19 protein-coding genes and 1 pseudogene are annotated in these 21,505 nt (G+C 72.9%); 10 read left to right on the top strand and 10 right to left on the bottom strand.

Features of this window, described 5'->3' with window-relative positions; translation table 11 throughout:
* Positions 1 to 96: 96 nt before the first annotated feature.
* Genes E0F75_RS10470 through E0F75_RS10450 form a run of 5 tightly spaced genes read left to right on the top strand, consistent with a single transcriptional unit; the run spans position 97 to position 5,673 of the window.
* Complete coding sequence (locus tag E0F75_RS10470) at positions 97 to 1,986, top strand: lipid II flippase MurJ (protein WP_229312653.1); 1,890 nt, start codon at positions 97 to 99, stop codon at positions 1,984 to 1,986.
* Positions 1,883 to 2,686: a polysaccharide deacetylase family protein gene (locus tag E0F75_RS10465; protein WP_187622239.1), complete on the top strand. Its 804-nt coding sequence runs from the start codon at positions 1,883 to 1,885 to the stop codon at positions 2,684 to 2,686. Before E0F75_RS10470 ends, E0F75_RS10465 begins: the two co-directional genes overlap by 104 nt.
* Positions 2,683 to 3,816 (top strand): glycosyltransferase, encoded by a 1,134-nt coding sequence (locus E0F75_RS10460; RefSeq protein WP_187622238.1) that lies wholly within the window; start codon positions 2,683 to 2,685, stop codon positions 3,814 to 3,816. Before E0F75_RS10465 ends, E0F75_RS10460 begins: the two co-directional genes overlap by 4 nt.
* A 13-nt stretch (positions 3,817 to 3,829) precedes the next feature.
* Positions 3,830 to 4,516, top strand: a complete 687-nt coding sequence (locus E0F75_RS10455; protein ID WP_187622237.1) for a lipopolysaccharide biosynthesis protein — start codon at positions 3,830 to 3,832, stop codon at positions 4,514 to 4,516.
* Positions 4,513 to 5,673, top strand: coding sequence for a GNAT family N-acetyltransferase (locus tag E0F75_RS10450; protein ID WP_374115386.1), 1,161 nt, complete (start codon positions 4,513 to 4,515; stop codon positions 5,671 to 5,673). The genes E0F75_RS10455 and E0F75_RS10450 overlap by 4 nt, the downstream gene beginning before the upstream one ends.
* Before the next feature lie 558 nt (positions 5,674 to 6,231).
* Here the strand turns inward: E0F75_RS10450 and E0F75_RS10445 are convergent.
* Positions 6,232 to 7,365: pseudogene (locus E0F75_RS10445) on the bottom strand (glycosyl hydrolase); the annotation flags it as partial.
* A gap of 157 nt (positions 7,366 to 7,522) precedes the next feature.
* Between E0F75_RS10445 and E0F75_RS10440 the strand changes: the two are divergent.
* On the top strand, positions 7,523 to 8,866 hold the full coding sequence (locus E0F75_RS10440) for an ATP-grasp domain-containing protein (RefSeq protein ID WP_187622235.1): 1,344 nt from the start codon (positions 7,523 to 7,525) through the stop codon (positions 8,864 to 8,866).
* Positions 8,867 to 8,892: 26 nt separating this feature from the next.
* Complete coding sequence (locus tag E0F75_RS10435; RefSeq protein WP_187622561.1) at positions 8,893 to 10,149, top strand: FAD-dependent oxidoreductase; 1,257 nt, start codon at positions 8,893 to 8,895, stop codon at positions 10,147 to 10,149.
* A 68-nt stretch (positions 10,150 to 10,217) separates the two neighbouring features.
* Here E0F75_RS10435 and E0F75_RS10430 read toward each other — a convergent pair whose 3' ends face one another.
* Both E0F75_RS10430 and E0F75_RS10425 read right to left on the bottom strand, forming a co-directional pair.
* The gene (locus E0F75_RS10430) at positions 10,218 to 10,451 is read right to left on the bottom strand and encodes a chaplin (protein ID WP_187622234.1); all 234 of its coding nucleotides are present in this window, start codon (positions 10,449 to 10,451) and stop codon (positions 10,218 to 10,220) included.
* A 172-nt stretch (positions 10,452 to 10,623) separates the two neighbouring features.
* Complete coding sequence (locus E0F75_RS10425; RefSeq protein ID WP_187622233.1) at positions 10,624 to 11,034, bottom strand: rodlin; 411 nt, start codon at positions 11,032 to 11,034, stop codon at positions 10,624 to 10,626.
* Between the two features lie 219 nt (positions 11,035 to 11,253).
* On the opposite strand from E0F75_RS10425, the gene E0F75_RS10420 reads away from it, so the two are divergent.
* From E0F75_RS10420 to E0F75_RS10410, 3 genes are all read left to right on the top strand, one after another.
* Positions 11,254 to 11,664, top strand: coding sequence for a rodlin (locus E0F75_RS10420; protein ID WP_187622232.1), 411 nt, complete (start codon positions 11,254 to 11,256; stop codon positions 11,662 to 11,664).
* Positions 11,665 to 12,081: 417 nt separating this feature from the next.
* Positions 12,082 to 13,122, top strand: a complete 1,041-nt coding sequence (locus E0F75_RS10415; RefSeq protein WP_187622230.1) for an LCP family protein — start codon at positions 12,082 to 12,084, stop codon at positions 13,120 to 13,122.
* A 94-nt stretch (positions 13,123 to 13,216) separates the two neighbouring features.
* A complete protein-coding gene (locus tag E0F75_RS10410) occupies positions 13,217 to 13,624 on the top strand; it encodes a rodlin (protein ID WP_187622229.1) in 408 nt (135 codons plus the stop codon).
* Positions 13,625 to 13,700: 76 nt separating this feature from the next.
* Here the strand turns inward: E0F75_RS10410 and E0F75_RS10405 are convergent, their stop codons facing one another.
* The 7 genes from E0F75_RS10405 to E0F75_RS10375 all read right to left on the bottom strand — a co-directional run bounded on the left by E0F75_RS10405 (position 13,701) and on the right by E0F75_RS10375 (position 21,377).
* Positions 13,701 to 15,764, bottom strand: coding sequence for a thioredoxin domain-containing protein (locus E0F75_RS10405; RefSeq protein WP_187622228.1), 2,064 nt, complete (start codon positions 15,762 to 15,764; stop codon positions 13,701 to 13,703).
* A gap of 82 nt (positions 15,765 to 15,846) precedes the next feature.
* Positions 15,847 to 17,397, bottom strand: coding sequence for a hypothetical protein (locus E0F75_RS10400; protein WP_187622227.1), 1,551 nt, complete (start codon positions 17,395 to 17,397; stop codon positions 15,847 to 15,849).
* Complete coding sequence (locus tag E0F75_RS10395; RefSeq protein ID WP_187622226.1) at positions 17,394 to 18,026, bottom strand: ATP-binding cassette domain-containing protein; 633 nt, start codon at positions 18,024 to 18,026, stop codon at positions 17,394 to 17,396. The genes E0F75_RS10400 and E0F75_RS10395 overlap by 4 nt, the downstream gene beginning before the upstream one ends.
* On the bottom strand, positions 18,023 to 18,760 hold the full coding sequence (locus E0F75_RS10390) for a bifunctional 2-polyprenyl-6-hydroxyphenol methylase/3-demethylubiquinol 3-O-methyltransferase UbiG (RefSeq protein ID WP_187622225.1): 738 nt from the start codon (positions 18,758 to 18,760) through the stop codon (positions 18,023 to 18,025). The genes E0F75_RS10395 and E0F75_RS10390 overlap by 4 nt, the downstream gene beginning before the upstream one ends.
* Positions 18,753 to 19,325 (bottom strand): CypD family RiPP peptide-cysteine decarboxylase, encoded by a 573-nt coding sequence (locus E0F75_RS10385; protein WP_187622224.1) that lies wholly within the window; start codon positions 19,323 to 19,325, stop codon positions 18,753 to 18,755. Before E0F75_RS10385 ends, E0F75_RS10390 begins: the two co-directional genes overlap by 8 nt.
* Entirely contained in the window at positions 19,322 to 19,882 is a 561-nt protein-coding gene (locus tag E0F75_RS10380) for a hypothetical protein (RefSeq protein WP_187622223.1), read from the bottom strand. Before E0F75_RS10380 ends, E0F75_RS10385 begins: the two co-directional genes overlap by 4 nt.
* Positions 19,872 to 21,377, bottom strand: coding sequence for an alpha/beta fold hydrolase (locus E0F75_RS10375; protein WP_229312633.1), 1,506 nt, complete (start codon positions 21,375 to 21,377; stop codon positions 19,872 to 19,874). Before E0F75_RS10375 ends, E0F75_RS10380 begins: the two co-directional genes overlap by 11 nt.
* Positions 21,378 to 21,505 lie beyond the last annotated feature (128 nt).

Below are 21,505 nucleotides of genomic sequence, written 5' to 3'. Positions count from 1 at the left end.
GCCCCGCTGACCGACCCCTGGCCGACCGCGCCTCCGGGCCCCACGGACTCCCCGTGGCCCTCGGAGGCCGTCGTGCTGCCGGGGACGGGTGCGGGGATGGGTTCGGGTACGGGTACGGGTTCGGGTACGGGTACGGGTACGGGTACGGGTTCGGGTTCGGGGTCGGGGTCGGGAGTCGTGCCGCCGCCCGTGCCCCGTACCGCACCCCTCCGTACGGCCGCCCCCCGCACCGCCCCGTCCCGCCCCGCTCCCTCCCGCACCGCCTCCCCCCGGCCCTCCGGCCGCCGCGCCCACGCGCGGGGCCGGGCGGCCCGGACCGGTGCGCCCGAGGGCCGGGGGTTCCTCGCCAAGGCCGCCGCCGTGACCGCCGGGCTCACCGCGGTCGGGGCACTGCTCGGGCTCGTACGGGACCAGATCCTGGCCGGGTACTTCGGGGCCGGCGCCGAGACGGACGCGTTCCTGGTGGCGTGGACCGTGCCGGAGTTCGCCTCGACGCTGCTCATCGAGGACGCGATGGCTCTGATCCTGGTGCCCGCGTTCTCCCGCGCCCTGGCCCGCCGTTCGAGCGTCCTGTTCGGCGACCCCGTGCGCGCGCTCGTGCGCGGCACGCTCCCCCGGCTCACCCTCGCCGTCGGTGTCGTCGCCGCGATCCTGGTCGCCGCCGCCCCGCTGATCGTCGGGGCGCTCGCGCCCGGACTGCCCGACCCCGGGCTCGCGATCGACTGCACGCGGCTGACCGGGACCTGCGTCCTGACCTTCGCCCTGGTGGGCTACTGCTCGGCGGCGCTCCGCGCGCACGGCTCGTTCCTGCCACCGGCCACCATCTACGTGGCGTACAACGCCGGCATCATCGGCACCATCCTGCTGCTCCGCGAGCCGTGGGGCGTGCGCTCGGCCGCCGCCGGGGTCGCCGTCGGCGGGATCCTGATGGTCCTCGTCCAGGCCCCCTCGCTCATCCGGGAGCTGCGCGCCCGCCCCGTACCCATGCGGGAGCCCGAGGCGCTCACGCCCCCCTCCACCGGTGAGGGCCGCATCCTGGTCCTCGGGCTGATCGCGCCCGTCGTCGCGTTCTCGCTGGCCCGCCAGTCCCAGACCCTGATCGAACGCTTCCTCGCCTCACCGCTGCCCGCCGGCGCCATCTCGCATCTGAACTACGCGCAGAAGGTCGCGCAGATGCCGATGATCCTCTCCCTGATGCTGTGCACGGTCAGCTTCCCGGTGGTCGCCCGCGCCCTCGCGGCGGGCGAGACGGAGGCGGCCCGCCGCCGCGTCGAGCGGGACCTGCTGCTCGCCGCCGTCGTCGTCCTCGTCGGCGCCTCGACGGTGATCGCGGCCGCGCCCCGGATCGTCGAGCTCCTCTTCGAGCGCGGCGAGTTCACCCGTACCGACACCGTCGCCACCGCCGCCGTCATGCGGGTCTACGCCCTCGGGCTGCTCGGCCAGACGATGGTGGGCGCCCTGGTCCGCTGCTACTTCTCCGCCGCGCGCCCGCTCTGGTACCCGGCCGCCGCGATGGCCGCGGGGCTCGTCACCACCGCCGCCGCCGGAGTCCCCGGCGCCCACTACTGGGGCGCCGTCGGCATCGCCGCCGCCAACGCCCTCGGCATCACCGTGACCGCGGTCCTGCTGCTGCGCGGCGCGCACCGGCAGGCCGTACCGGTCCACGTCGACCGGCTCGGCGAGGGGCTGCTCCGGCTCGCCACCGCGGGCGCGTGGGCCACCGGCGCCGGCTGGCTGTGCTCGCTCGCCATCGGCCCCGCCGCCCTCGCCGTCGCGGTGGCGGGCCTGGTCGTGATCGGCGTCTTCCTGATCTTCATCGCCTGCGCCGCCAAGGCGCCCGAGATTCCGCCCCTGCCCCGCTCCGCCTCCCGGAGGACCCCCCATGCCCGCCGCCACCGCGCTGAGCCGTCTGCTGCCGAAGCCGCCCCTGTGGATGAAGCCGCCCCCGTGGGTGGCGATGTACCACTCGATCACGGACACCGCTGACGATCCGTACCGGGTGACCGTCTCCCCCGTGCGCTTCGCCCGGCAGCTGCACTGGCTGGGCGACCGGGGACTGCGCGGGGTGTCGGTCCGCGAGCTGCTCGCCGCCACCGCGGAGGGGCGCGCCCAGGGGCTCGTGGGCCTCACCTTCGACGACGGTTACGCGGACTTCCTCGACTCGGCGCTGCCGCTGCTCCGCCGGCACGGCTTCACGGCGACGGTGTACGTCCTGCCGGGGCGGCTCGGCGGCGAGAACGCCTGGGACACGGAGGGTCCGCGCAAGCCGCTGCTCACCGAGGACGGCATCCGGCGGATCGCCGGGGCCGGCATGGAGATCGGCTCGCACGGGCTCACGCACGTCGCGCTCACCCAGGCCGACGACACGGAGCTCGCCGCCCAGACCCGGCAGAGCCGCGAGCTCCTGGAGGAGATGACCGGCACCACCGTCGAGGGCTTCTGCTACCCGTACGGGAAGGTCGACCCGCGCGCGATCCACGCCGTGCGCAAGGCCGGTTACCGCTACGCCTGCGCGATCGACCCGGGCCGGCACACCGGCACGTACGCCCTGCCCCGGGTCCACATCGGCGAGGACGACACCTCGTGGCGGCTCACCGCCAAGCGCCTCCTGCACCCGCTGCGCCGCCGCCACCCAGCCGACCTGATCCCCGCGCGGTACGGCCCCGCCGTGGTCGGTGCGTCATGAAGGTCCTGCACGTCATCACCGGGCTCGGCATCGGCGGCGCCGAGCAGCAGCTGCGGCTCCTGCTCCGCCATCTGCCGGTGCAGAGCGGCGTGGTCACGCTCACCAACCCCGGCGCCGTCGCCGCCGGCATCGAGTCCGACGGCACCCCCGTCACCCATCTGGGCATGGCGGGCAACCGCGACATCGGCGCGCTCCCCCGCCTCGCCCGGATCGTCCGGCAGGGGCGCTACGACCTCGTCCACACCCACCTGTACCGGGCCTGCGTGTACGGCAGGACGGCGGCGCGGCTGGCCGGCGTGCGGCGCGTCATCGCCACCGAACACTCCCTCGGCGAGTCCCAGATCGAGGGCCGGCCGCTCTCGGCGGGCACCCGCGCGCTCTACCTCGCGTCCGAGCGGCTCGGCACCTCCACGGTCGCCGTCTCCCCCAGCGTCGCCCGCCGGCTCGCCGACTGGGGGGTGCCGCCGGACCGCATCCGGATCGTCCCCAACGGCATCGAGACCGACCGCTTCGCCTTCGACGCCCGCGCCCGCCGCCTGGCCCGGGGCGTCCTCGGGCTCCCCGAGGACGCCTATGTCGTCGGCGGGGTGGGGCGGCTGACGCCCGGGAAGCGCTTCGAGCGGCTCGTCCGGGCGGTGGCCTCGGTCCCGGACGTCCGGCTGCTTCTCGTCGGCGAGGGCGAGCAGCGCGCGGAACTCCTCCGGGTGGCCCGCGAGTGCGGGGCCGCCGACCGGGTCCTGCTCGCCGGGGCCTGCGAGGACCCGCCGAACACCGACCGGCCCGGACCCTCGCTGCCCGGACTCCTCGCCGCCATGGACGTCTTCGTGTCCACCTCCCCCGACGAGACCTTCGGGCTCGCCGTCGTCGAGGCCCTCGCCGCCGGACTGCCCGTCCTGTACGTGACCTGCCCGGCCGTCGACGATCTGGCACCGGAGGCGGCACCGGGCGCCCGCCGGATCGGCGAGTCCGTACCCGAGCTGATCTCCGCGCTGCGCGGCATCCGCGACGCCCGGCCGGCCCGGTTCCCGCTGCCGGCCGCCGCCCGCCGCTACGACATCGCGCACAGCGCACAGCAGTTGATGTCCCTCTACGACCAAGCCGTCCACGGCACCCCCTCCCCCGCGAAGTGAGAGAGCCCGTCCCATGAACACCACCCCACGCCGCACCTTCCTCCCCGCCGCCCTGCGCACACCGGGCCGCTGGGCGGTCCTGCCCGCCGCCGTCCTCGCCGGAGCCGTCCTCGGCGGCGGTTACGGGGCCCTCAAGACCCCGCAGTACGCGGCGACCAGTTACGTCATCGTCGTACCGGCCGAGAAGTCCGACCCGGCCGCCGCGCTCGGTTTCGCCCAGGCGTACGGGCGGGTCGCCACCGACATCGCGGTGACCGGCGACGCCCAGGTGTGGGCGGGGGTCACCGCCGACACCCTGCGCAAGAGCGTGCAGGCCGCGACCTCTCCGGACGCGCCGATGATCTCGATCACCGCCAAGGCCGAGAAGCCCGCGAAGGCCGTGTCCATGGCCGACGGGGTGGCCCGCGCACTCGTCCTCAACAGCACCCACGTCGCGGGCAGCACGGGCGTGAAGGTCGTGCAGTTCTCCCGCGCCACCAAGCCGGTCGCACCCGTCTCGCCCTCCGCGCCGCTCTCCGCGCTCGTCGGCGGCTGTGCGGGCGGCCTCCTCGGCGGTCTCGCCCTCCTGGTCCGGCCGAAGCGCGCCGCCGCGCGCGGCGAGGCCCGGCACTCACGGCAGGCGGCGGCCACGTCCGGAGCCACGTCCTCCGCCGCCGTGCCCGCCCCGGCCGCCGCCGCGCACCAGCCGGAGGCGGTGTGAGTCCGAGAGCGACGGGCGCCGGATCGGCCCTGCGGACGGAGATCTGCCGTGACGAGGAGGGCTTCGGGCGGCTGGCGGCCGAGTGGACGGCGCTGTACGGGCGCTGCTCCACCGCCACCCCCTTCCAGTCCCACGCCTGGCTGCACTCCTGGTGGCTCTCGTACGGCAGGCCCGGTGCGCTGCGGCTGGTGCTCGTACGACGGGAGGACGGAGGGCTCGTCGCCGCCGCGGCCCTGATGCGCGCCCGGGGCCCGCTGCCCGTCCTCACGCAGCTCGGCGGCTCGATCACCGACTTCACGGACGTGCTCCTCGACGACGGCTGCCCCGAGGCGGCGCCCGCGCTGGCCGGGGCGCTCGCCCGGACCGCCCGGGGCGCGGTGATCGACCTGCGGGAGGTGCGGCCGGGGGCGGCCAGCGAACGGGTCCTCGTCCACTGGCGAGGTCCACGCCGGCGGATGCCCGACTCGCTGTGCCTCGAACTGCCCGCCGTCCCCATGGAGGGGCTCCTCGCCCGCATCCCGTCCGGGAAGGCCCAGCGGGTCCGCGCCAAGCTGCGCAAGCTCGACGCCCTCGGCATCGACACGCACGTGGTCACCGGGTCCGAGGTGCCCGCCGCCCTCGACCGGCTTCTGAGACTCCATCAGCTCCAGTGGCAGGGGCGGGGCGTCACCGCCGAGCACACCAGCGAGCGGTTCGCCCAGCACCTCACCCGGGCCGTACGGCCGATGGTGGAGCGCGGGGACGCGATGGTGACCGAGTTCCGGCTGGCCGGGGACGTGGTGGCCGCCGACCTGACCCTGATGTCGCCGCGGCTCGCCGGCGGCTATCTGTACGGCGCCGACCCGGCCCTGCGGGCCCGCAAGGTCGACGTCGCGACGATGTTGCTCCGGCACGGCGCCGGGGAGACGAGTGCGGGCGGCCGGGCCACGCTGAGCATGCTGCGGGGCACCGAGGCGTACAAGCACCACTGGCGGCCCGAGACCGTCGGCAACCAGCGGCTCATGCTCACCGGCCGGGGTACGGCCCCGCTGCTCTGGCTCCGCGCGGCCGCCGCCGACGCGCGCCGCTGGGCGGTCCGGCAGGCGCGGGAACGCGCCTGGGTGGGCCGTGCGCTCGGCCGGCTCACCGGGCGCGCGCCGAACGACGGCGGCGGATGAGCTCCGCCGCCGTCGTCGCGGGGGTCAGAAGGGCCAGACTCCCTTCAGCGCGTCCTTCCAGTCGAGGTCGACCTCGTCCTTCCAGGAGTCCTTCGGGACGCAGACCGGCCCACCGATCCAACTCTCGACCCATGAACCGAGGTTCACGGTCCAGCAGTCGGGCTTGGGTTCCGGCTGCGGCTGCGGCTCGGGCTTGGGTTCCGGCTTGGGCTCGGGCTTGGGTTCCGGCTTCGGCTCGGGCTTGGGCTCAGGCTTGGGTTCCGGCTTCGGCTCGGGCTTGGGCTCAGGCTTGGGTTCGGGCTTCGGCTCGGGCTTCGGCTCCGGCTCCGGCTTCGGCTCCGGCTTGGGCTCCGGCTTGGGTTCCGGCTTCGGCTCGGGCTTCGGCTCCGGCTTGGGTTCCGGCTTCGGCTCAGGCTTCGGCTCGGGCTTGGGTTCCGGCTTCGGCTCAGGCTTCGGCTCGGGAACCGTCGGGTCCACCGGGTCCACCGGGTCCACCGGGTCCACCGGGTCCACCGGGTCCGTGGGATCGGTCGGGTCCGTCGGCAAGGTGGGATCGGTCGGGTCCGTCGGCAAGGTGGGATCGGTCGGGTCCGTCGGCAAGGTGGGATCGACCGGGTCCGTCGGGTCCGTCGGCCAGGTCGGGTCCACCGGGTCCGTGGGATCCGTCGGCTGGGTCGGGAGCTCCGGCTCGGTGCCGTACAGCATCTGCCGGAACGTCTGCGACGACCGCGGATTGTCGTCGCACTGCCAGACGCCGTGCGGACAGTAATCGGTGATCGTGTGATACAGCGGCTTGTGCTGCTTCATCCAGTCCAGCATGCGCCGCATGTATTCGGGGTTGTCGCCGTTGCGGAAGAGCCCCCACTCGGGATAGGAGATCTCCTTTCCGTGCTCGGCGGCGAAATCGACCTGCTTCTGCAGTCCGTACGGTTCGCTGACGTGCTGGTCGAAACTCGAGCCCGGGGGCTGGTCGTACGAATCCATCCCGATGATGTCGACGACGTCGTCGCCCGGATAGCACTCGGTCCACGGAACGGCGTCACGGCCGCGGCTCGGGTTGAAGTCGAAGCGGAACGTCTGGCCGGGGACGGCACGCATCGCGGTGACGATCCGGTTCCAGTACTTCTTCCACGCGGTGGGGTCGGGCGCACAGCGGTGGGTGTACGTCGTCCCGTTCATCTCCCAGCCGAGGTTGACGACCGTGTCGGCCGCCCGCAGCCGGACGAGCCGCTCGGCGAGGGCCGTGAAGTGGTGGTCGTAGTACCCGGCGGCGCCGAGCTGGAGCTGGCGGCGGACCTCGGCGTCGGAGACGCCGGCCTCGTTGCGCTCCAGCATGGGGACGTTGAGGACGAACAGGCGGTCGGCCTTCTCGTTGCGCCAGTCCGCCCAGGCGTCGAGGAAGCCGGGCGGGCCCTCGATGTTCTTCCAGAGGTCGCCGGGGAGGTAGGTGTGGCCGACGCGGAGTTCGCGCCCGCCGAGCCACTGCTCCAGCTGCCCGATGCGGGCGACCCCGAGCGCGCCCGAGTCGAGGAAGGCTCCCATGGCGCTGGAGAGAGTCGGTCCGGGGTCTCTCGTCGTTACTGATTCGGAGGCGTGCGCGGGGGACGAGAGCACGACTGAGCCCGAGGCGAGGAGACCGGCGGTGAACACCCCCAGCCACACTCTCGATGGTCGCCGATGTGTAGCCGCCATGGCCGCTCCTTCGCGTCGTACGCGTTTTGATGATCCGTCAATCCGATACTCCGAAAGTATTCCTAATGAGCCGACCGTGAACTCGGCTTCCCTCTGATCAGTAGTCCATTAGAGGATTTCATCGCCCAGTTGGGGCACCCGAGATGAAGGGCATGCCGTGCTGCGTCGTCAGAGTTTCGACACCAGCGTTCCCACCGTCCTCGTACGGCTCGACCGGAATCCCTTCCATCACGGCACGCTCGGAGCCGCGCGTTCGCTGGGCCGGGCGGGAATTCCGGTCCACGCGGTCATCGAATCGAGCACCAGCCCGGTCGCCCGTTCCCGTTATCTCCGGTCGACCCGCGCGAGCCCCCGGACGACCACCGCCACCGAGCTGCCCTCGCTCCTCCGCCGGTACGCGGACGAGATCGAGGACGAGACGGGCCCGGCGGCCGACGGCTCGTCAACTCCCCTTCTCGTCCTCCCCCTGGACGACGTGAGCGCCCTCGCCCTGGCACGCCGCCGCGCCGAGCTCTCCCCGCGCTTCCTGCTCCCCGCGCAGACCGAGGAACAGCTGCTGCGGGTCGCGGACAAGGCGGCGCTCGCCGAGACCTGTGCGGCCCTGGGCCTGCCCCACCCCCGTACCGAACTCCCCGCCGGTTCCGACGAGGCCGCCTCCATGGCGTGGTCGCTCGGTCTGCCGGTGGTCGCCAAGTGGAGCCGCCCCTGGCTGCTTCCGGCCGGCGGCGGGCTGCGCAGCACCTCGATCGTGCGGTCCCTCGCCGAGGTGCGGGAGCTGTACGACCGGAGCCCGGAGGCCGGCAGCCGACTGCTGCTCCAGGAACTCCTCCCGGCGGGCCGCGACCTGGACTGGTTCTTCCACGGGTACGTGGACACGGACGGCGGCTGTACGACGGGGGCGACGGGCCGCAAGGAGCGGTCCTGGCCGGACGGGGCCGGGCTCACCGCCGTGGGCCGCTGGACGGCGAACCCGGCCGTGGAGCGCACGGCCCGCGAGCTGGTCGACGCGCTCGGCTACCGGGGCGTGTGCGACCTGGACTTCCGGATGAACCGGTCGACGGGCGCGTACCACCTGCTCGACTTCAACCCCCGGCCCGGCGCGCAGTTCCGGCTCTTCGCCGACGCGGACGGCCTGGACGTGGTCCGGGCGCTTCATCTGGACCTCACCGGGCGTCCCGTACCCCCGCACTCCCCCGCGTACGGCCGCCGGTTCGTGGTCGAGAACTACGCGGCGCTGTCGCTCCTCACCTCCCCGCGCCGCCGTCCCGCGGACGGGGCCGGAGCCGGGTCCGAGGGCGCGTCGCGGCGGACCGAGTACGCCTGGTGCGCGGCGGACGACCCGGCACCGGCGTTCGCGATGGGCCTCGCCTGGCTCGGACACCTGCTGCGCAGGGCGGTGGCCTCGGCGCGCCGGTTCCTCGGGTCCCTTCGGGCGCGCCCGCCGCTGCCCCCGACGGCGCCGCCCGCCCGCAGCTCCTCCAACCAGCTCACCCCACGATGAAGGTGGAAGGCACGATGTCGAAGTCGATGTACGACCTGGTGGTCGTCGGGGCAGGACCGTACGGTCTGTCCGTCGCCGCGCACGCGGCCGCCCACGGGCTGCACCTGCGGACCTTCGGCCGCTCGATGGAGTCCTGGCACGCGATGCCCCCGGGCATGTTCCTGAAGTCGGAGCCCTGGGCCTCCCATCTCTCCGACCCGGAGCGGGCGTACGGGCTCGACGCCTACGCCGCCACGCGGGGTGTGCGCGCCGCGCACGGGGTGCCGCTGCCGGTGGACTTCTTCGCCGCGTACGGCGACTGGTTCGCCCGGCAGGCGGTGCCCGCGCTCGACGAGCGGCTGATCGACTCGGTCGCGCCCGGCGCGGACGGCTTCGAGCTGCGCACCGAGGACGGCGAGGCGCTGCGGGCCAGGACGGTGGCGCTGGCGGTCGGCGTCCTGCCGTTCATGGAGATCCCGGGGCCGCTGCGGGGCCTGCCCCGGCGGTACGTCACCCACTCCAGCCACCACGGCGAGCTGGACCGCTTCGCCGGCCGGGACGTGACCGTCGTCGGGGCCGGGCAGGCCGCCCTGGAGACGGCGGCACTCCTCGTCGAGCAGGGCGCCGCGACCGTACGGATCCTCGCCCGTGCGGACCGGCTGAACTGGAACACCCTGCCCCCGGCCCTCGACCGGGGCCCGTGGCCGAGCGTGCGCGCGCCGCACACGGGGCTCGGCTGCGGCTGGCGGAACAAGCTGTACGCGGACACGCCGGGGGTCTTCCGCCGGCTGCCGGCCGCGACCCGTGAGCGGATCTTCGACTCGGCGCTCGGCCCGGCGGGGGCCTGGTGGCTGCGCGAACGGTTCGCGGCGGTCGGGGACGTACGTCTCGCGCAGCGGATCACCGCGGCGACCGTGACCGGGGACGGGCGGCTGCGGCTCGACGTGACCGGGCCGGAGGGGGCGACGGTCCTGGAGACCGACCATGTCGTGGCGGCCACCGGGTTCACCCCGAGCCTGGACCGGGCGGGCGTGCTCTCCCCGGAGCTGCGCGGGGCGTTGCGGACGGTCGGCGCGGGCGGCGCACCGGAGGTCGGCGGTCTCTTCGAGTCCTCGTGGCCGGGCCTGTTCCTCGCCGGGCTGCTCACCGCCCCTTCGTACGGTCCCTCGATGCGGTTCGTCCTCGGCGCGGAGTACACGGCGGGGCGTCTGGTGCGCGGGGTGCGCCGGCGGCTGCGGACGGGGGCCCGGGGCGGGGCGGTGGGCCGGCCGCGTACGGGCGGGAAGGCGCCCGTCTCGGCATGAGGGAGGCCGGCCCCCGGGAAGCGGTTGCTCTCCGGGGGCCGGCCCTGTGCCTGCGTGCCGCCAGGGGCTCAGAAGTTGGCGCAGGTGTTGAACGCGGCCGGGTTGAGCAGGCCGATGACGTTCACGCTGTTGCCGCAGACGTTGATCGGCGCGTGGATCGGGACCTGGACGACGTTGCCGGAGAGGACGCCCGGCGAACCGACCGCGAGACCCTCGGCGCCCGCGTCGGCGAAGGCGGGGGTCGCCGCACCCATGGCCATGATGATTCCGGCGACGACGGCAGCAGCCTTCTTACAGTTCATTTTCGTCTGCATCCTTTCGGTGGCGGAACACTTTTCACGCAACACAACGAACATGTCGCACAAAGGAAACCGCGAGAACAGACGACTTTCGTTCTTTCACTCCATTGCCCGAACAACACAGGGCCGGAGGGAACGCGAACGTTCCCTCCGGCCCTGTGTTGCGCGGGACGGATCAGCCGTTGTAGGCGCCGTTCCCGGAGAGGACCGGGATGTCCTCCAGGATGTGCGACAGCGGCTCGTCACCCTTGGCCTGGGTGGAGTTCTCGGTGCACTGCTGGTTCTGCGGGGAGGACAGGACGTTGATGTCCTGGACGGCGATCGGGACGGCGCCGCCGATCGAACCGAGGTTGCCCTTCACCGGGGCCCCGAGGCAGAGCTTGTTCAGCGAGCCCTGGACGACCGAGAACTGCGGGCTCAGGTCGCCCTTGGTCTTCGAGTTGCCGAACGACTGGTGCGCGCCGTTGCCGCTGAGCGAGGTCGTGCCGCCGTCGTCGGCGATGGCGAGCGCCGGGGAGGCCATCGCGGCAGAAGCGCCGACGACAGAGGCCGTCACAGCCGCAGCCGCCATAATCTTCTTGATCACGGTGATTCCGTTCCTGTTCCCACCAATCGACCTGATTGATGCGACGGGATCAACTGCGCGCGGGGGCTTTGGTTCCGGCGCTTCACCCGTTCGACTGGGACCGCGTTTCGCGCTGCCCAGTGCGCTCCGCCAAGGGGGTGACACAGCGGAACCCTTGAGTCCATGGGCAGTTGATCAGGCCGCTCCCTGCACGGAGCCGGTTCTAGAAGGGAACTCCCCGTGATCAAGAAGGTTATGGCCACCGCGGCCGCAGCCGCGGCCATCGTCGGCGCCTCCGCCGCCGTGGCCTCCCCCGCCCTCGCCATCGCCAACGACGGCGGCACCACGTCGCTGTCCGGAAACGGTGCGCACCAGGAGTACGGCAACTCCACCACGTACGGCCACATGAGCCCGCAGTTCGCGCTCGTCCAGGGCTCCCTGAACAAGCCCTGCATCGGCCTGCCGGCCAAGGTCAACGCCGGTTCGGTCCTCGGCGCCGTCCCGATCGCCGTCCAGGACATCAACGTCCTGTCCTCCCCGCAGAACCAGCAGTGCACCGAGAACTCCACCCAGGCCAAGGGTGACGAGGCCCTCTCGCACATCCTGGACGACATCCCGGTCCTGTCGGGCAACGGCGTCGGCAACAACTGACGTTCCGCCTCCGCGCGACGACGTTCACACGTCAGGGGCCGCCCTCCGGGGCGGCCCCTTTCGCGTCTGCTCCGTGCCGGCCGGGCCCGTCGCTACCAGGTCGGCCAGATCGGGGTGGCCATCAGGCGTTCCCACTCGCGGTCGGGCATCCCCGGTACCGTCCGGCCCGCCTGCACCCACTGGGTCACGAGTGAGGAATAGAGGGGGAATGGTGTGCGGTCGGCTGGGGGCGGGTCGCTCACATACCGGCTCTTCGGAATGAAGGCCATCCGTTCCCATTTCCCGGGATCCGGCGCCATCTTCGCTCCTTCCGCTGCGATTCCCGCATCATTCCACAGGCGCCGCAGGAGAGTGATTCGTCCTGTTCATGTCGCGTCGCGTATCTGTGTGCGAGAGCGATCGAATTACCGTGCGGGCATGAAATTCCCGCGATCACGGCGCCCCCGACGTCCGCTGCTCGTCCCGGCGGCGGTCGCCGCCCTCGCCGCCCTCGCTCCCGGCGCCCTCGCCGCCGCCCCCACCGACCTCCCCGCCCCCGAACAGGGTCTGAACCTCCTGGTGGTCGGCATCGACAGCCGCAAGGGAGTCACCGCGGAGGAGAAGGAACGTTTCCGGCTCGGCGGGAAGGAGTGCGACTGCACGGACGTGATGATGCTCGTGCACGTCTCGGCCGGGAACGACCGCGTCGACGTGGTGAGCCTGCCCCGCGACTCGCTCACCTCCTTCCCCGACCAGCACCGCGACCGGCGCACCGGAAAACTGCACGCCGCCCACCAGGCGAAGATCAACGGCGCCTGGGCGGAGGGCGGTCCCTCCTTCGCGAGGGAGACCGTCGAGTCGATGACGGGGCTGCCCGTCCACCGCTACCTGGAGATCGACTTCCGGCGCTTCATGGACACCGTGGACCGCGTCGACGGCGGAGTCCCCGTCTGTACGGAGAAGGCACTCAAGGACCCGGCCACCGGCATCGACCTGCAACCCGGGACCAAGCCGGTCGGCGGCGGCGAGGCGCTCCAGTACGTGCGGTCGCGGAAGGCCGACGGGCAGATGGACTTCGGCCGCATCCAGAAGCAGCAGAAGTTCGTGGTGAACACCCTGGAACGGCTCCACGAGGGCGTCCTCGACGACCCCGACCGGCTCAGGGACTTCGCGGAGACCCTGCGCGGGACGGGCGCGACCGACCGGGGGATCTCCGCGACCGAGCTGCTCCGGCTCGCCTGGCGACTGCGGGACCTGCCCCCGGACCGTACGGAGTTCGCCACCGTGCCCGTACGCGGCTTCAACCCGGACATCGCCGGCGTCGGGTCCACCCTCGCCTGGGACGAGGAAGGGGCGGCCGAGGTCTTCCGGCGGCTGCGCGAGGACCGGCCGCTGCCGGCGGCCGACGAGATCGCGCCCAGCCAGATCTCCGTGGGCACCTACCGGCCGGCGCCCGGGGCTTCGCTCATCTGCCCGTAGTCCGTCCGGTGGACTTCGCGGAACCTCCGTACCGCTGACCAGTTGATCAGCACGGCTCGGCACTCATCGGGCCACGATCCGAAAGGCCTGAACAATGAAGAAGCTGTTGGCTACGGCTGCTGTGGCCGCGTCGGTGCTCGGCGCGACGGCGGCGGGTGCCGGGCAGGCGCTCGCCATCGCCGACGACGGTGGCACCACGTCGCTCAGCGGCAACGGCGCCCACCAGGAGTTCGGCAACTCGGCCACCCACGGCAACATGAGCCCGCAGTTCGCGCTCGTCCAGGGCTCCCTGAACAAGCCCTGCATCGGCCTGCCGGCCAAGGTCAACGCCGGTTCGATCCTCGGCGCCGTGCCGATCGCCGTCCAGGACGTCAACGTCCTGTCCTCCCCGCAGAACCAGCAGTGCACCGAGAACTCCACCCAGGCCAAGGGTGACGAGCCGCTGTCGCACATCCTCAGCGACATCCCCGTGCTGTCCGGCAACGGCGCCGGCAACAGCTGAGCGACGACGCGCGGCACGGTGCGGCCCCGCCGCCCCTCCTCGGAGGGGTCGCGGGGCCGTCCCCTTTCCGGAGGCCTCAGAGCTTCCGGCGGAGTGCCTCCGGGTCGGTGACCGGCGCGTCACAGGTGAAGCGACGGCACACGTACGCGGCGGGACCACCGGCCACCAGCGGACGGTCCCTCAGCAGCGGGAACTCCTCGCTGTCGGGGGCGCCGAAGGCGAGCACCGCGCCGGGGGCGGTCGCCAGGAGTGCGGTACGGCGCAGCTCCTGGAAGGCCTCGTCGCCGGGGGCGCCCACCACGGCGATCTCCCGGGGCCCGTCGAGGAGGGCCTCGGAGACGGCCAGACCCCAGCCGATGAAGCGGGGCGCGCGCGGGCCGAGGGCCTTGACGACGCCGAGGGCGCCCTCGGCTGCGGCGCGGTGGGTGTCCGAGCCGGTGTGCGCGGCGTACGAGAGCAGCGCGCCGGCCGCGGCCGTCCAGCCGGACGGGGCGGCGTTGTCCGTGGGGTCCTGCGGGCGGCGGATCAGGGCCTCGGCGTCATGGGCCGTGTCGTAGAGGGCGCCGCCCTCGGCGGTGAAGCGGTCGATGACGAGGTCCAGGAGGAAGCCTGCGAAGTCGAGCCAGGCGCCCTCGCCGGTGACGGCGGCGAGGGCGAGGAATCCCTCGGCGACGTCGGCGTAGTCCTCCAGGACACCGTCGTTGGTGCCGGCCCGGCCGTCCTTGGACGTACGGGTGAGGCGGGCGGACTCGTCCATGTGGACCCGGACGAGGAGGTCGGCGGCCTCGGTGGCGCGCTCGACGAGGTCGGGGCGGCCGAAGAGGGCGCCGGTCTCGGCGAGGGCGGCGATCGCGAGACCGTTCCAGGCGGCGACGACCTTGTCGTCGCGGCCCGGACGCTCGCGCTCCTCGCGGGCGGCGAGGAGCCGGGCGGCGATCGAGGCGATCCGGTCGGCGTCGGCCGGACCGGCCTCCTGCGGGAGCTGGAGGACGGAGCTGCCGTGCTCGAAGGTGCCGTCTTCGGTGACGCCGTAGTGGGCGGCGGCGAGGGCGGCGTCCTCCGCGCCGAGGACCTCGGCGAGCTGCGCCGGGGTCCACACGTAGTAGGCGCCCTCCACGTGCCTGCCCGTTCCTCCCCCAGAGCCTTCGGCATCGGGGTGTCCCCATCCGTCCGCGACGACACTGTCCGCGTCGAGCGCGGAGGCGAAACCGCCCTCGGGGGTGCGCAGTTCGCGGACCAGGAAGTCGGCGGTCTCCAGGGCGACCCGGCGGGCCAGGTCGCTGCCGGTGGCCTTCCACAGGTGGGCGTAGGCCCGGCAGAGCAGGGCGTTGTCGTACAGCATCTTCTCGAAGTGGGGCACGACCCAGGCGCGGTCGACGGCGTAGCGGGCGAAGCCGCCGCCGAGCTGGTCGTAGATGCCGCCGCGGGCCATCGCCTCGCAGGTGTCGGCGGCCATCTGGAGAGCGCCCTCGGAGCCCGTACGGGCGTGGTGGCGGAGCAGGAACTCCAGGGTCATGGACGGCGGGAACTTGGGGGCGCCGCCGAAGCCGGCGTGGGTCGCGTCGTACTCGCGGGTCAGACCGAGGAGGGCCTGGGCGAGTTCCTCCTCGCCGGGGACGCCGTCGCCGCCGTACGCGAGGGAGCGGCCCGCGAGGTCCTTCACGATGCGCTCCGCGACCTCGCCGACCTCGTCGCGCCGGTCGGCCCAGGCGCCCTTGACGCCCTCCAGGATCTCCGGGAAGGAGGGCATGCCGTGGCGGGGCTCGGGCGGGAAGTACGTACCGAAGTAGAAGGGGGCGGCGTCCGGGGTGAGGAAGACGGTCATCGGCCAGCCGCCCTGGCCGGTCGCGGCCTGGACGGCCTCCATGTAGACGGCGTCGACGTCGGGGCGTTCCTCGCGGTCGACCTTGACGGCGACGAAGTTCTCGTTGACCAGGGCCGCGGTGGCGTCGTCCTCGAAGGACTCGTGCGCCATGACGTGGCACCAGTGGCAGGAGCTGTATCCGACGCTGAGCAGCACGGGGACGTCGCGGCGCCGGGCCTCCTCGAAGGCCTCGGCCGACCACGGCCACCAGTCGACCGGGTTGTCGGCGTGTTGAAGGAGGTACGGGGAGGTCTCATGGGCCAGTCGGTTCGCCATGGTGTCCATCCTGCCCTGCCGCCCCGGAGTCGCGCGGGACCCCTGCCCCCGGCGGACCGGGGGCCACTCCCGCGGGGCGTCGCTACACCCGGCCGAGGCGGGTGACGAAGGGCCGGAGGGCCCAGCCGGTGCGGCGCAGGCCCGCCCAGACGCAGCAGGCGGCCACGCCCAGGGCGATCAGGGCCGCGCCGGACGCGGACGCCATCGCGTTCATCACGAGGACGCCGGCCAGGACGACGACGAGTCCGTCGAACTGCCACACGAAGACGCGGAGGGCGGACAGGTCACCCAGCGGCGTGATGATCGGAAGCAGCAGTTCGACGGGCAGGTTCATCTTCATCTCGCGCAGGAACCTGGCGCCCAGCGCGAGCACCACCGACCCTGCCGTGAGCAGCACCGCGTCGGCCGGCCCGCCGCCCTGGAGCGGCCACCGGGTCAGGACGGTGACGGTGCTCGCGAGACCCACCGGGACCACCACGGCGACGACCGGCCAGGCCAGGGTGCGGGCAAGCGTCCCGCCCCACCACTCGCCGAGCAACGGGGCCAGGGTCAGCTCGTCGCGCAGTCCGCGCCAGCTCTCGCCGACCCACCCGGACCCCAGGTACACGCCGACCGCGCCGGCCGTCCAGGAGAGCGTCGCGAGCCGGGCGTCCGGCTCGGCGACGCCGAGGGTCAGCAGGGCGCCGCCGGCCGGCAGGAACACCGCGGCCGCGATCGCGCGGCCCCGGGTGCGGACCGCGCGGACCGCCCCCTGGGCGAGGTGGCCGCGCAGCCGCCCGTCGGGGCGCGTCAGGGCGGACGTGAGCCCGCGCGGCTGCGGGCGGTACAGGTCGAGCGCGTGGTGGAGCGTGCCGGTCCAGGCGAAGGTCTGGGCCTCGGCGGCACGCGCCGATTCGCGTGCGAGCCGGGCGAGGTCGACCGTGCGGACGGACCGGAGGGCGGACCGGCCGAGCAGGGCGGCCGCGACCGCGAGCACACCGGTGACGAGCCACGGGCCGCTCCCGCCCAGGAGGGCGGACCGGCCGAGCAGTGCCGCGGCGGCCGCCGCACCGGCCACGGCGGCGGCGAGCAGGACGTTCTCGCGCACCGTCCGGACCTGGCCCCACAGCCATGCCACGGGGGCCACGGCGCCGATGCCCACCGCGACGGCCAGGCCCTGCGGCAGCAGCGCGCTTCCCGGGTGGTCGAACAGGTCGGTCGCGAGGAACGTCGTCGTGCAGACCGCCAGGAGCGTGCCGAGTCCCGCGTACGCGAGCCGGCGGCGGGCGATCGTGCCGAGGTAGTGCGTCGGGGACAGGTCCGTCGACATGAACACGTGCAGCAGGAACGGCTTGAGCACCAGCGGTCCCCAGAACCGGCCGGTGAGCTGGGCGCCCCAGACCACCGCCGCCGCGACCAGGCACGCCACGGGCGTCGCCGCCTCGGCGGACGGCAGGGAGACCAGCGCCTCCGTGGTTCTCACCAGGTAGACGACGGGCGCCACGTAGACGGCGCCGAGGATGACGCTGAGGTAGACGGTGTACGCCCAGTCCTGCACCGTGGCGCGGTCGCCGCGGTGGGCGTACCGGTGCCGTACGGCGTGGACGCGGTCCCTGGGGTCGGCCTCGACCGCGGTGATGCTGTCCGTGGTCATCCCAGCTCCATGACGCCGTCGCAGGCTTGCACCACGGCGGTCTCATGGGTGGCGACCAGGAACGACGTTCCCTGCTCCGCGCGCTCGGAGAGCAGGGCGGCGACGAGGTCGACGCGATCGGTGTCGAGATGCCGCTCGGGTTCGTCGAGCAGGATGACGTCGGCGGGGCGGACCAGGGTCAGCGCGAGGTTGAAGAGCTGGAGCTGGCCGGAGGAGAGCTGGGAGGGGAAGCGGGTGCCCAGTGCGGTGAGCCCCAGGCGTCCGATGATCTCGTCGGCGCGTTCGGCGGTCTCCGTGGTGTTGCCGTACCAGGAGGCGGCGACCAGGGTCACCTGCTCGCGGAGCGTCATGTCACGGGCGACGGGAATCGGTTCGACGAGCGAGGCCATCAGGCGCCGGTGCCGGGGCCTGGCCATGTCGACGGTCTCGCCGCGTACGAGGACGGCGCCGTCCGTCAGCCTCCGGCTCCCCAGGAAGGCCCGCAGAAGGGTCGTCTTCCCGGAGCCGTTGCTTCCGGTGAGGCACCAGAACTCGCCGGGCATCACCTCGAACGTCGTCGGTGCGAGGAGGGTGGTCCCGTCCAGGACGACCGTGGCGTCCTCCGCGGCGATCGCCGGCACTTCGCTCACTGCCGCTCCAGAACGACCAGCATCTCCCGCGAGCGCGCGGTGTAGGGCTCTCCCGCGTACGACCCGTTGACGCCCGTCACCTCCAGACCCGCGATCCGCGCCATCAGCCGGATCTCCGCCAGCGTAGCCCAGGTGGCCTGCTCGTGGAACGCGGTGAGTGTCGACGCGCCCTGGACCAGGAAGATGCTCAGGATCTGCTGGCCGGCGCGGTCCGCGGTCTGGGTCACCGTCACCATCCGGTCCCGGCCCAGCGGGTAGGTGACCGACTGCGCGTCGCCGCCCGCGCGCTGGAACTCGGCGGGGTCGGTGCAGTCCAGGAAGGCCGCGCCGCCCGGCTCCAGGTGCCGGGCGATACCGCGCAGGAGGTCGATCTTCTCCTCCTGCTCCTGGGCGAGGAAGAAGGTGTTCCGGGACATCGTGACGACGTCGAACGCGGAGTCGAACCGGAGGTCGCGGAAGTCGCCCTCCACCGCCTCGACATCGCGGTCGAGCCGCTTCTTCTCCAGCATGTCCAGCGACGGCCGCGAGGCGTCGACCGCCACGACCCGCGCACCGGCCTCGGCGAGCGCGAACGAGGACACGCCCGTGCCGCACCCCAGGTCCAGGACGGTCCGCCCGTCCAGGGGACGGTGCGACGACACCCAGGCGACGAGCCCGGCCCCCGGGGAGAGCATCGACGACACCAGGTCGTACGCCTCGATCGCCGTCTCGTCGTACACGCTCGGGTCACTCACCGGAACGCCCTTCCTTCCGCATCCTGTTGGCCACGGCGAGGGCACCCGGCAGGTTGAACCCCACCTCGGCCGTCTGCCGGTTGCTCGCGCGTACGCCGTTGACCCGCGGCGCGAACTCGACGTTCGGGCGGAGCTTGAGTGTCTGCACGTTGTTCTCGACGATCTCGTTGGACCCCGGGAACGTGTCCGCGATCACGAGGGGCGCGTCGGTCAGCTGGAGCATCATGAGGGCGGGCGAGTCCGCGCGCCCCTGCGCCAGGCGCATCACGGTGTCCAGCGTGGCGGGGAAGACGAGGAAGCACTCGGAGGCGCCGCTCTTCCCCGAGTTGACCTCGGGCGGCACGTCCGGGTCGTCCCAGGAGTCGACCCACACCGTGCCGTTGGCCAGGTGACGGAGCGCCCGGACCGCAAGGAACCGCGAGGCGGCGGGCGTCACCGACACGTTCACGACCAGTTCCGGCTGGAACTCCCGCAGCCAGTGGATCCACCACGGCACGAGCGCCGCGCTGATGGAGCCCGTGACATGGACGTGCAGCTCCGCGCCTTCGAACTTCTCCACGTTCACGCGGTGGCTCCCGCCGGGCGGCGTGCGGTGCCGAGGGGGATCCACTCGGAGGTGAGGATCGGCTTCATCCGCTGGTCCGCGGGCGCGCTCGGGAACACGTTCATCAGCAGGAACTGCAGCGCCTCGGCGTCCTCGGGCACCGCGGCCCGGCTCGCGGCGAGCACCAGGTCGTACGGCAGGCTCTGGGTGACCCACGAGAAGTCGGCCTGGTTCGCGCTCATGATGGAGAGCTGCTGCATGGCGTCGAAGAGCGCCTTGGGCCCGCGGCTCCGCGGGTTGTACAGCACCTGCGTCCACCCGTGCGGTACGACGGGGGTCACGTCGCGCCACGGCGTCGGACCGCCGTCGGTGGTCTCCCGCACCAGCAGGTGCACGTTCTGCACACCCGGGTTCGGTGCGAAGAACCGCCAGCCGGGAATGGGCCAGCCGCCCGTGAAGGTGCGCATGTCCTGGTTGTACGAGTCGGGGGTGTTCTGCAGCACGGTCGCGACCAGGTGCGCAGCGAGCGCACCGACCGCGACGGTGGCCGCCCCGCCCTTGATCCGGTCAGTAAGCATCCATGAACCTTCTGATAGCGCCCTCGACCTGTTCGGCGTGCTCCCGGTATCCGATGATCGACCGGTGCGCCGAGCCGCGTACCACCTCGAACTTCGCCCCGAGCTTCTCGGCCAGCACCGCCTGCTGGTCGGCGTACTCGTCCGAGGCGACGACCAGGACCGAGTCGACCGCGCCGAGCCGGTCCACGGCGCCCTCGGTCCGGATGCGCCGGTACTCACGGACCGAGTTGACGATGTTCCTCGGTGAGAACACGAACTGCACGTGGCTGTACTGGACGTCGGGCGTGTAGCCCGCCTGCCGCTCCACCGCGTTGGGAGCCCACTCGTAGATTCCGGTGAGCGCCGCCACGAGCGTGTAGACCTGCGCCTGGAGGAACCGGCCGAGCCGCCTGCGGTCCGTGCGGTCCTCGTCCAGCAGCACCGGGTCGGTGCCGTCGACGACGATCAACTTGTCGACGCGGCCGGCGAAGGGCCCTTCGCCCAGGTAGGAGGCCGCGCTCAGCGATCCGATCGAGTGGGTGGCCACCACGATCTGCCCCTCGGCACCCACCTCGTCGAGCACGGCGGCGAGCAGGTCGCCGTTGGCCGCGTGTGAGGTCGTGAGGCCGTATCCGGAGCGGTGGTAGCGGATGACCGTGTGGTGCTCGGCCAGGCTCTCCGCGACCCACTCCCACGATTCGAAGGACTGCCCGAGGCCGCACTCCAGGACGATCACCGCGCGGGAGGGGGTCCCCTCCGCGGGGCGGTCCACCCGGTACTCGACCTCGCCGTCGCCGTGGCGGAGCCGCGCGGCGCCCTTGGGGCCGAGCCGCCGCTGCTCGGCGACCCGGCGCTTCTCGCGCGCGATCAGCGCGCTCGTGAGGACGGCGCCGCCGGCGATGCCGAACACGGCCTTCTCGAACGTCCGGGGTGCGCCTCGCGTGTCCAGGACGTAGCCGACGGCTCCGTGGGAGCCGAAGAACCCCCATACGAAGCGCGGCAGTTCCATGGCGGTCGCCACGCCGACGTGGAAGGCCTTGACGGCCGTGAGCGCGTGGGAGGCCTGCTTGCGCGGCAACAGGTAGATGAGCGGGAAGGACGTCTCCCACACCACGGTTCCGACGGTCAGGGCACGGCAGAGTCGCGGGTACGTGCGCAGGATCGCCGCGGCCGGTCCCCGGCCGTACGCCTCCGTCTGCAGGACTTCGAGCAGGGCGTCGCCCTGGACCCAGCTGCTGCCGAAGGCCTTGGAGATTCCCGAGACGGCATAGCTCAGCCCGGCCTGGAAGTTGACCGCGCGCAGGAAGAGATCGTCGGAGAGCCGCTGGTCGGGGATCAGCCCAGTGAGGGCCCGGTACTGCGTGATGACCGCCGTCATCTGGTCCGCGCCGTCCCGCCCGTACGGGGTGCGGATCTCGCTGAGCCGGTTGCACGTCCCGATGACCGCCGCGGCGGCGATCTGTGCCTTCCGATTGCCGCGTGCGAGCGCCAGCCCCGCCGATGCGGCGAGGGTCACTCCCGCGAGCACTCGGGGAGTACGCGGATGGTCGAGTACGCGGCCTATCCGATGCCGCAATGTGCCCGGCGGATACTGCTGGGCCGATGTGCCCCTGAGATATCCGTCGTCTTCGAATTCCTCACGGA

The organism is Streptomyces sp. CB02980, assembly GCF_014451325.2.
Classification (GTDB): Bacteria; Actinomycetota; Actinomycetes; order Streptomycetales; family Streptomycetaceae; genus Streptomyces.
This window is presented reverse-complemented; position numbering and strand designations above follow the sequence as displayed.

Coding starts and splice junctions, on each gene's coding strand:
- E0F75_RS10470 (WP_229312653.1), top strand. CDS start 97: ATGGGTTCGGGTACGGGTACGGGTTCGGGTACGGGTACGGGTACGGGT.
- E0F75_RS10465 (WP_187622239.1), top strand. CDS start 1,883: ATGCCCGCCGCCACCGCGCTGAGCCGTCTGCTGCCGAAGCCGCCCCTG.
- E0F75_RS10460 (WP_187622238.1), top strand. CDS start 2,683: ATGAAGGTCCTGCACGTCATCACCGGGCTCGGCATCGGCGGCGCCGAG.
- E0F75_RS10455 (WP_187622237.1), top strand. CDS start 3,830: ATGAACACCACCCCACGCCGCACCTTCCTCCCCGCCGCCCTGCGCACA.
- E0F75_RS10435 (WP_187622561.1), top strand. CDS start 8,893: ATGTACGACCTGGTGGTCGTCGGGGCAGGACCGTACGGTCTGTCCGTC.
- E0F75_RS10430 (WP_187622234.1), bottom strand. CDS start 10,451: ATGAACTGTAAGAAGGCTGCTGCCGTCGTCGCCGGAATCATCATGGCC.
- E0F75_RS10415 (WP_187622230.1), top strand. CDS start 12,082: ATGAAATTCCCGCGATCACGGCGCCCCCGACGTCCGCTGCTCGTCCCG.
- E0F75_RS10410 (WP_187622229.1), top strand. CDS start 13,217: ATGAAGAAGCTGTTGGCTACGGCTGCTGTGGCCGCGTCGGTGCTCGGC.
- E0F75_RS10405 (WP_187622228.1), bottom strand. CDS start 15,764: ATGGCGAACCGACTGGCCCATGAGACCTCCCCGTACCTCCTTCAACAC.
- E0F75_RS10400 (WP_187622227.1), bottom strand. CDS start 17,397: ATGACCACGGACAGCATCACCGCGGTCGAGGCCGACCCCAGGGACCGC.
- E0F75_RS10380 (WP_187622223.1), bottom strand. CDS start 19,882: ATGCTTACTGACCGGATCAAGGGCGGGGCGGCCACCGTCGCGGTCGGT.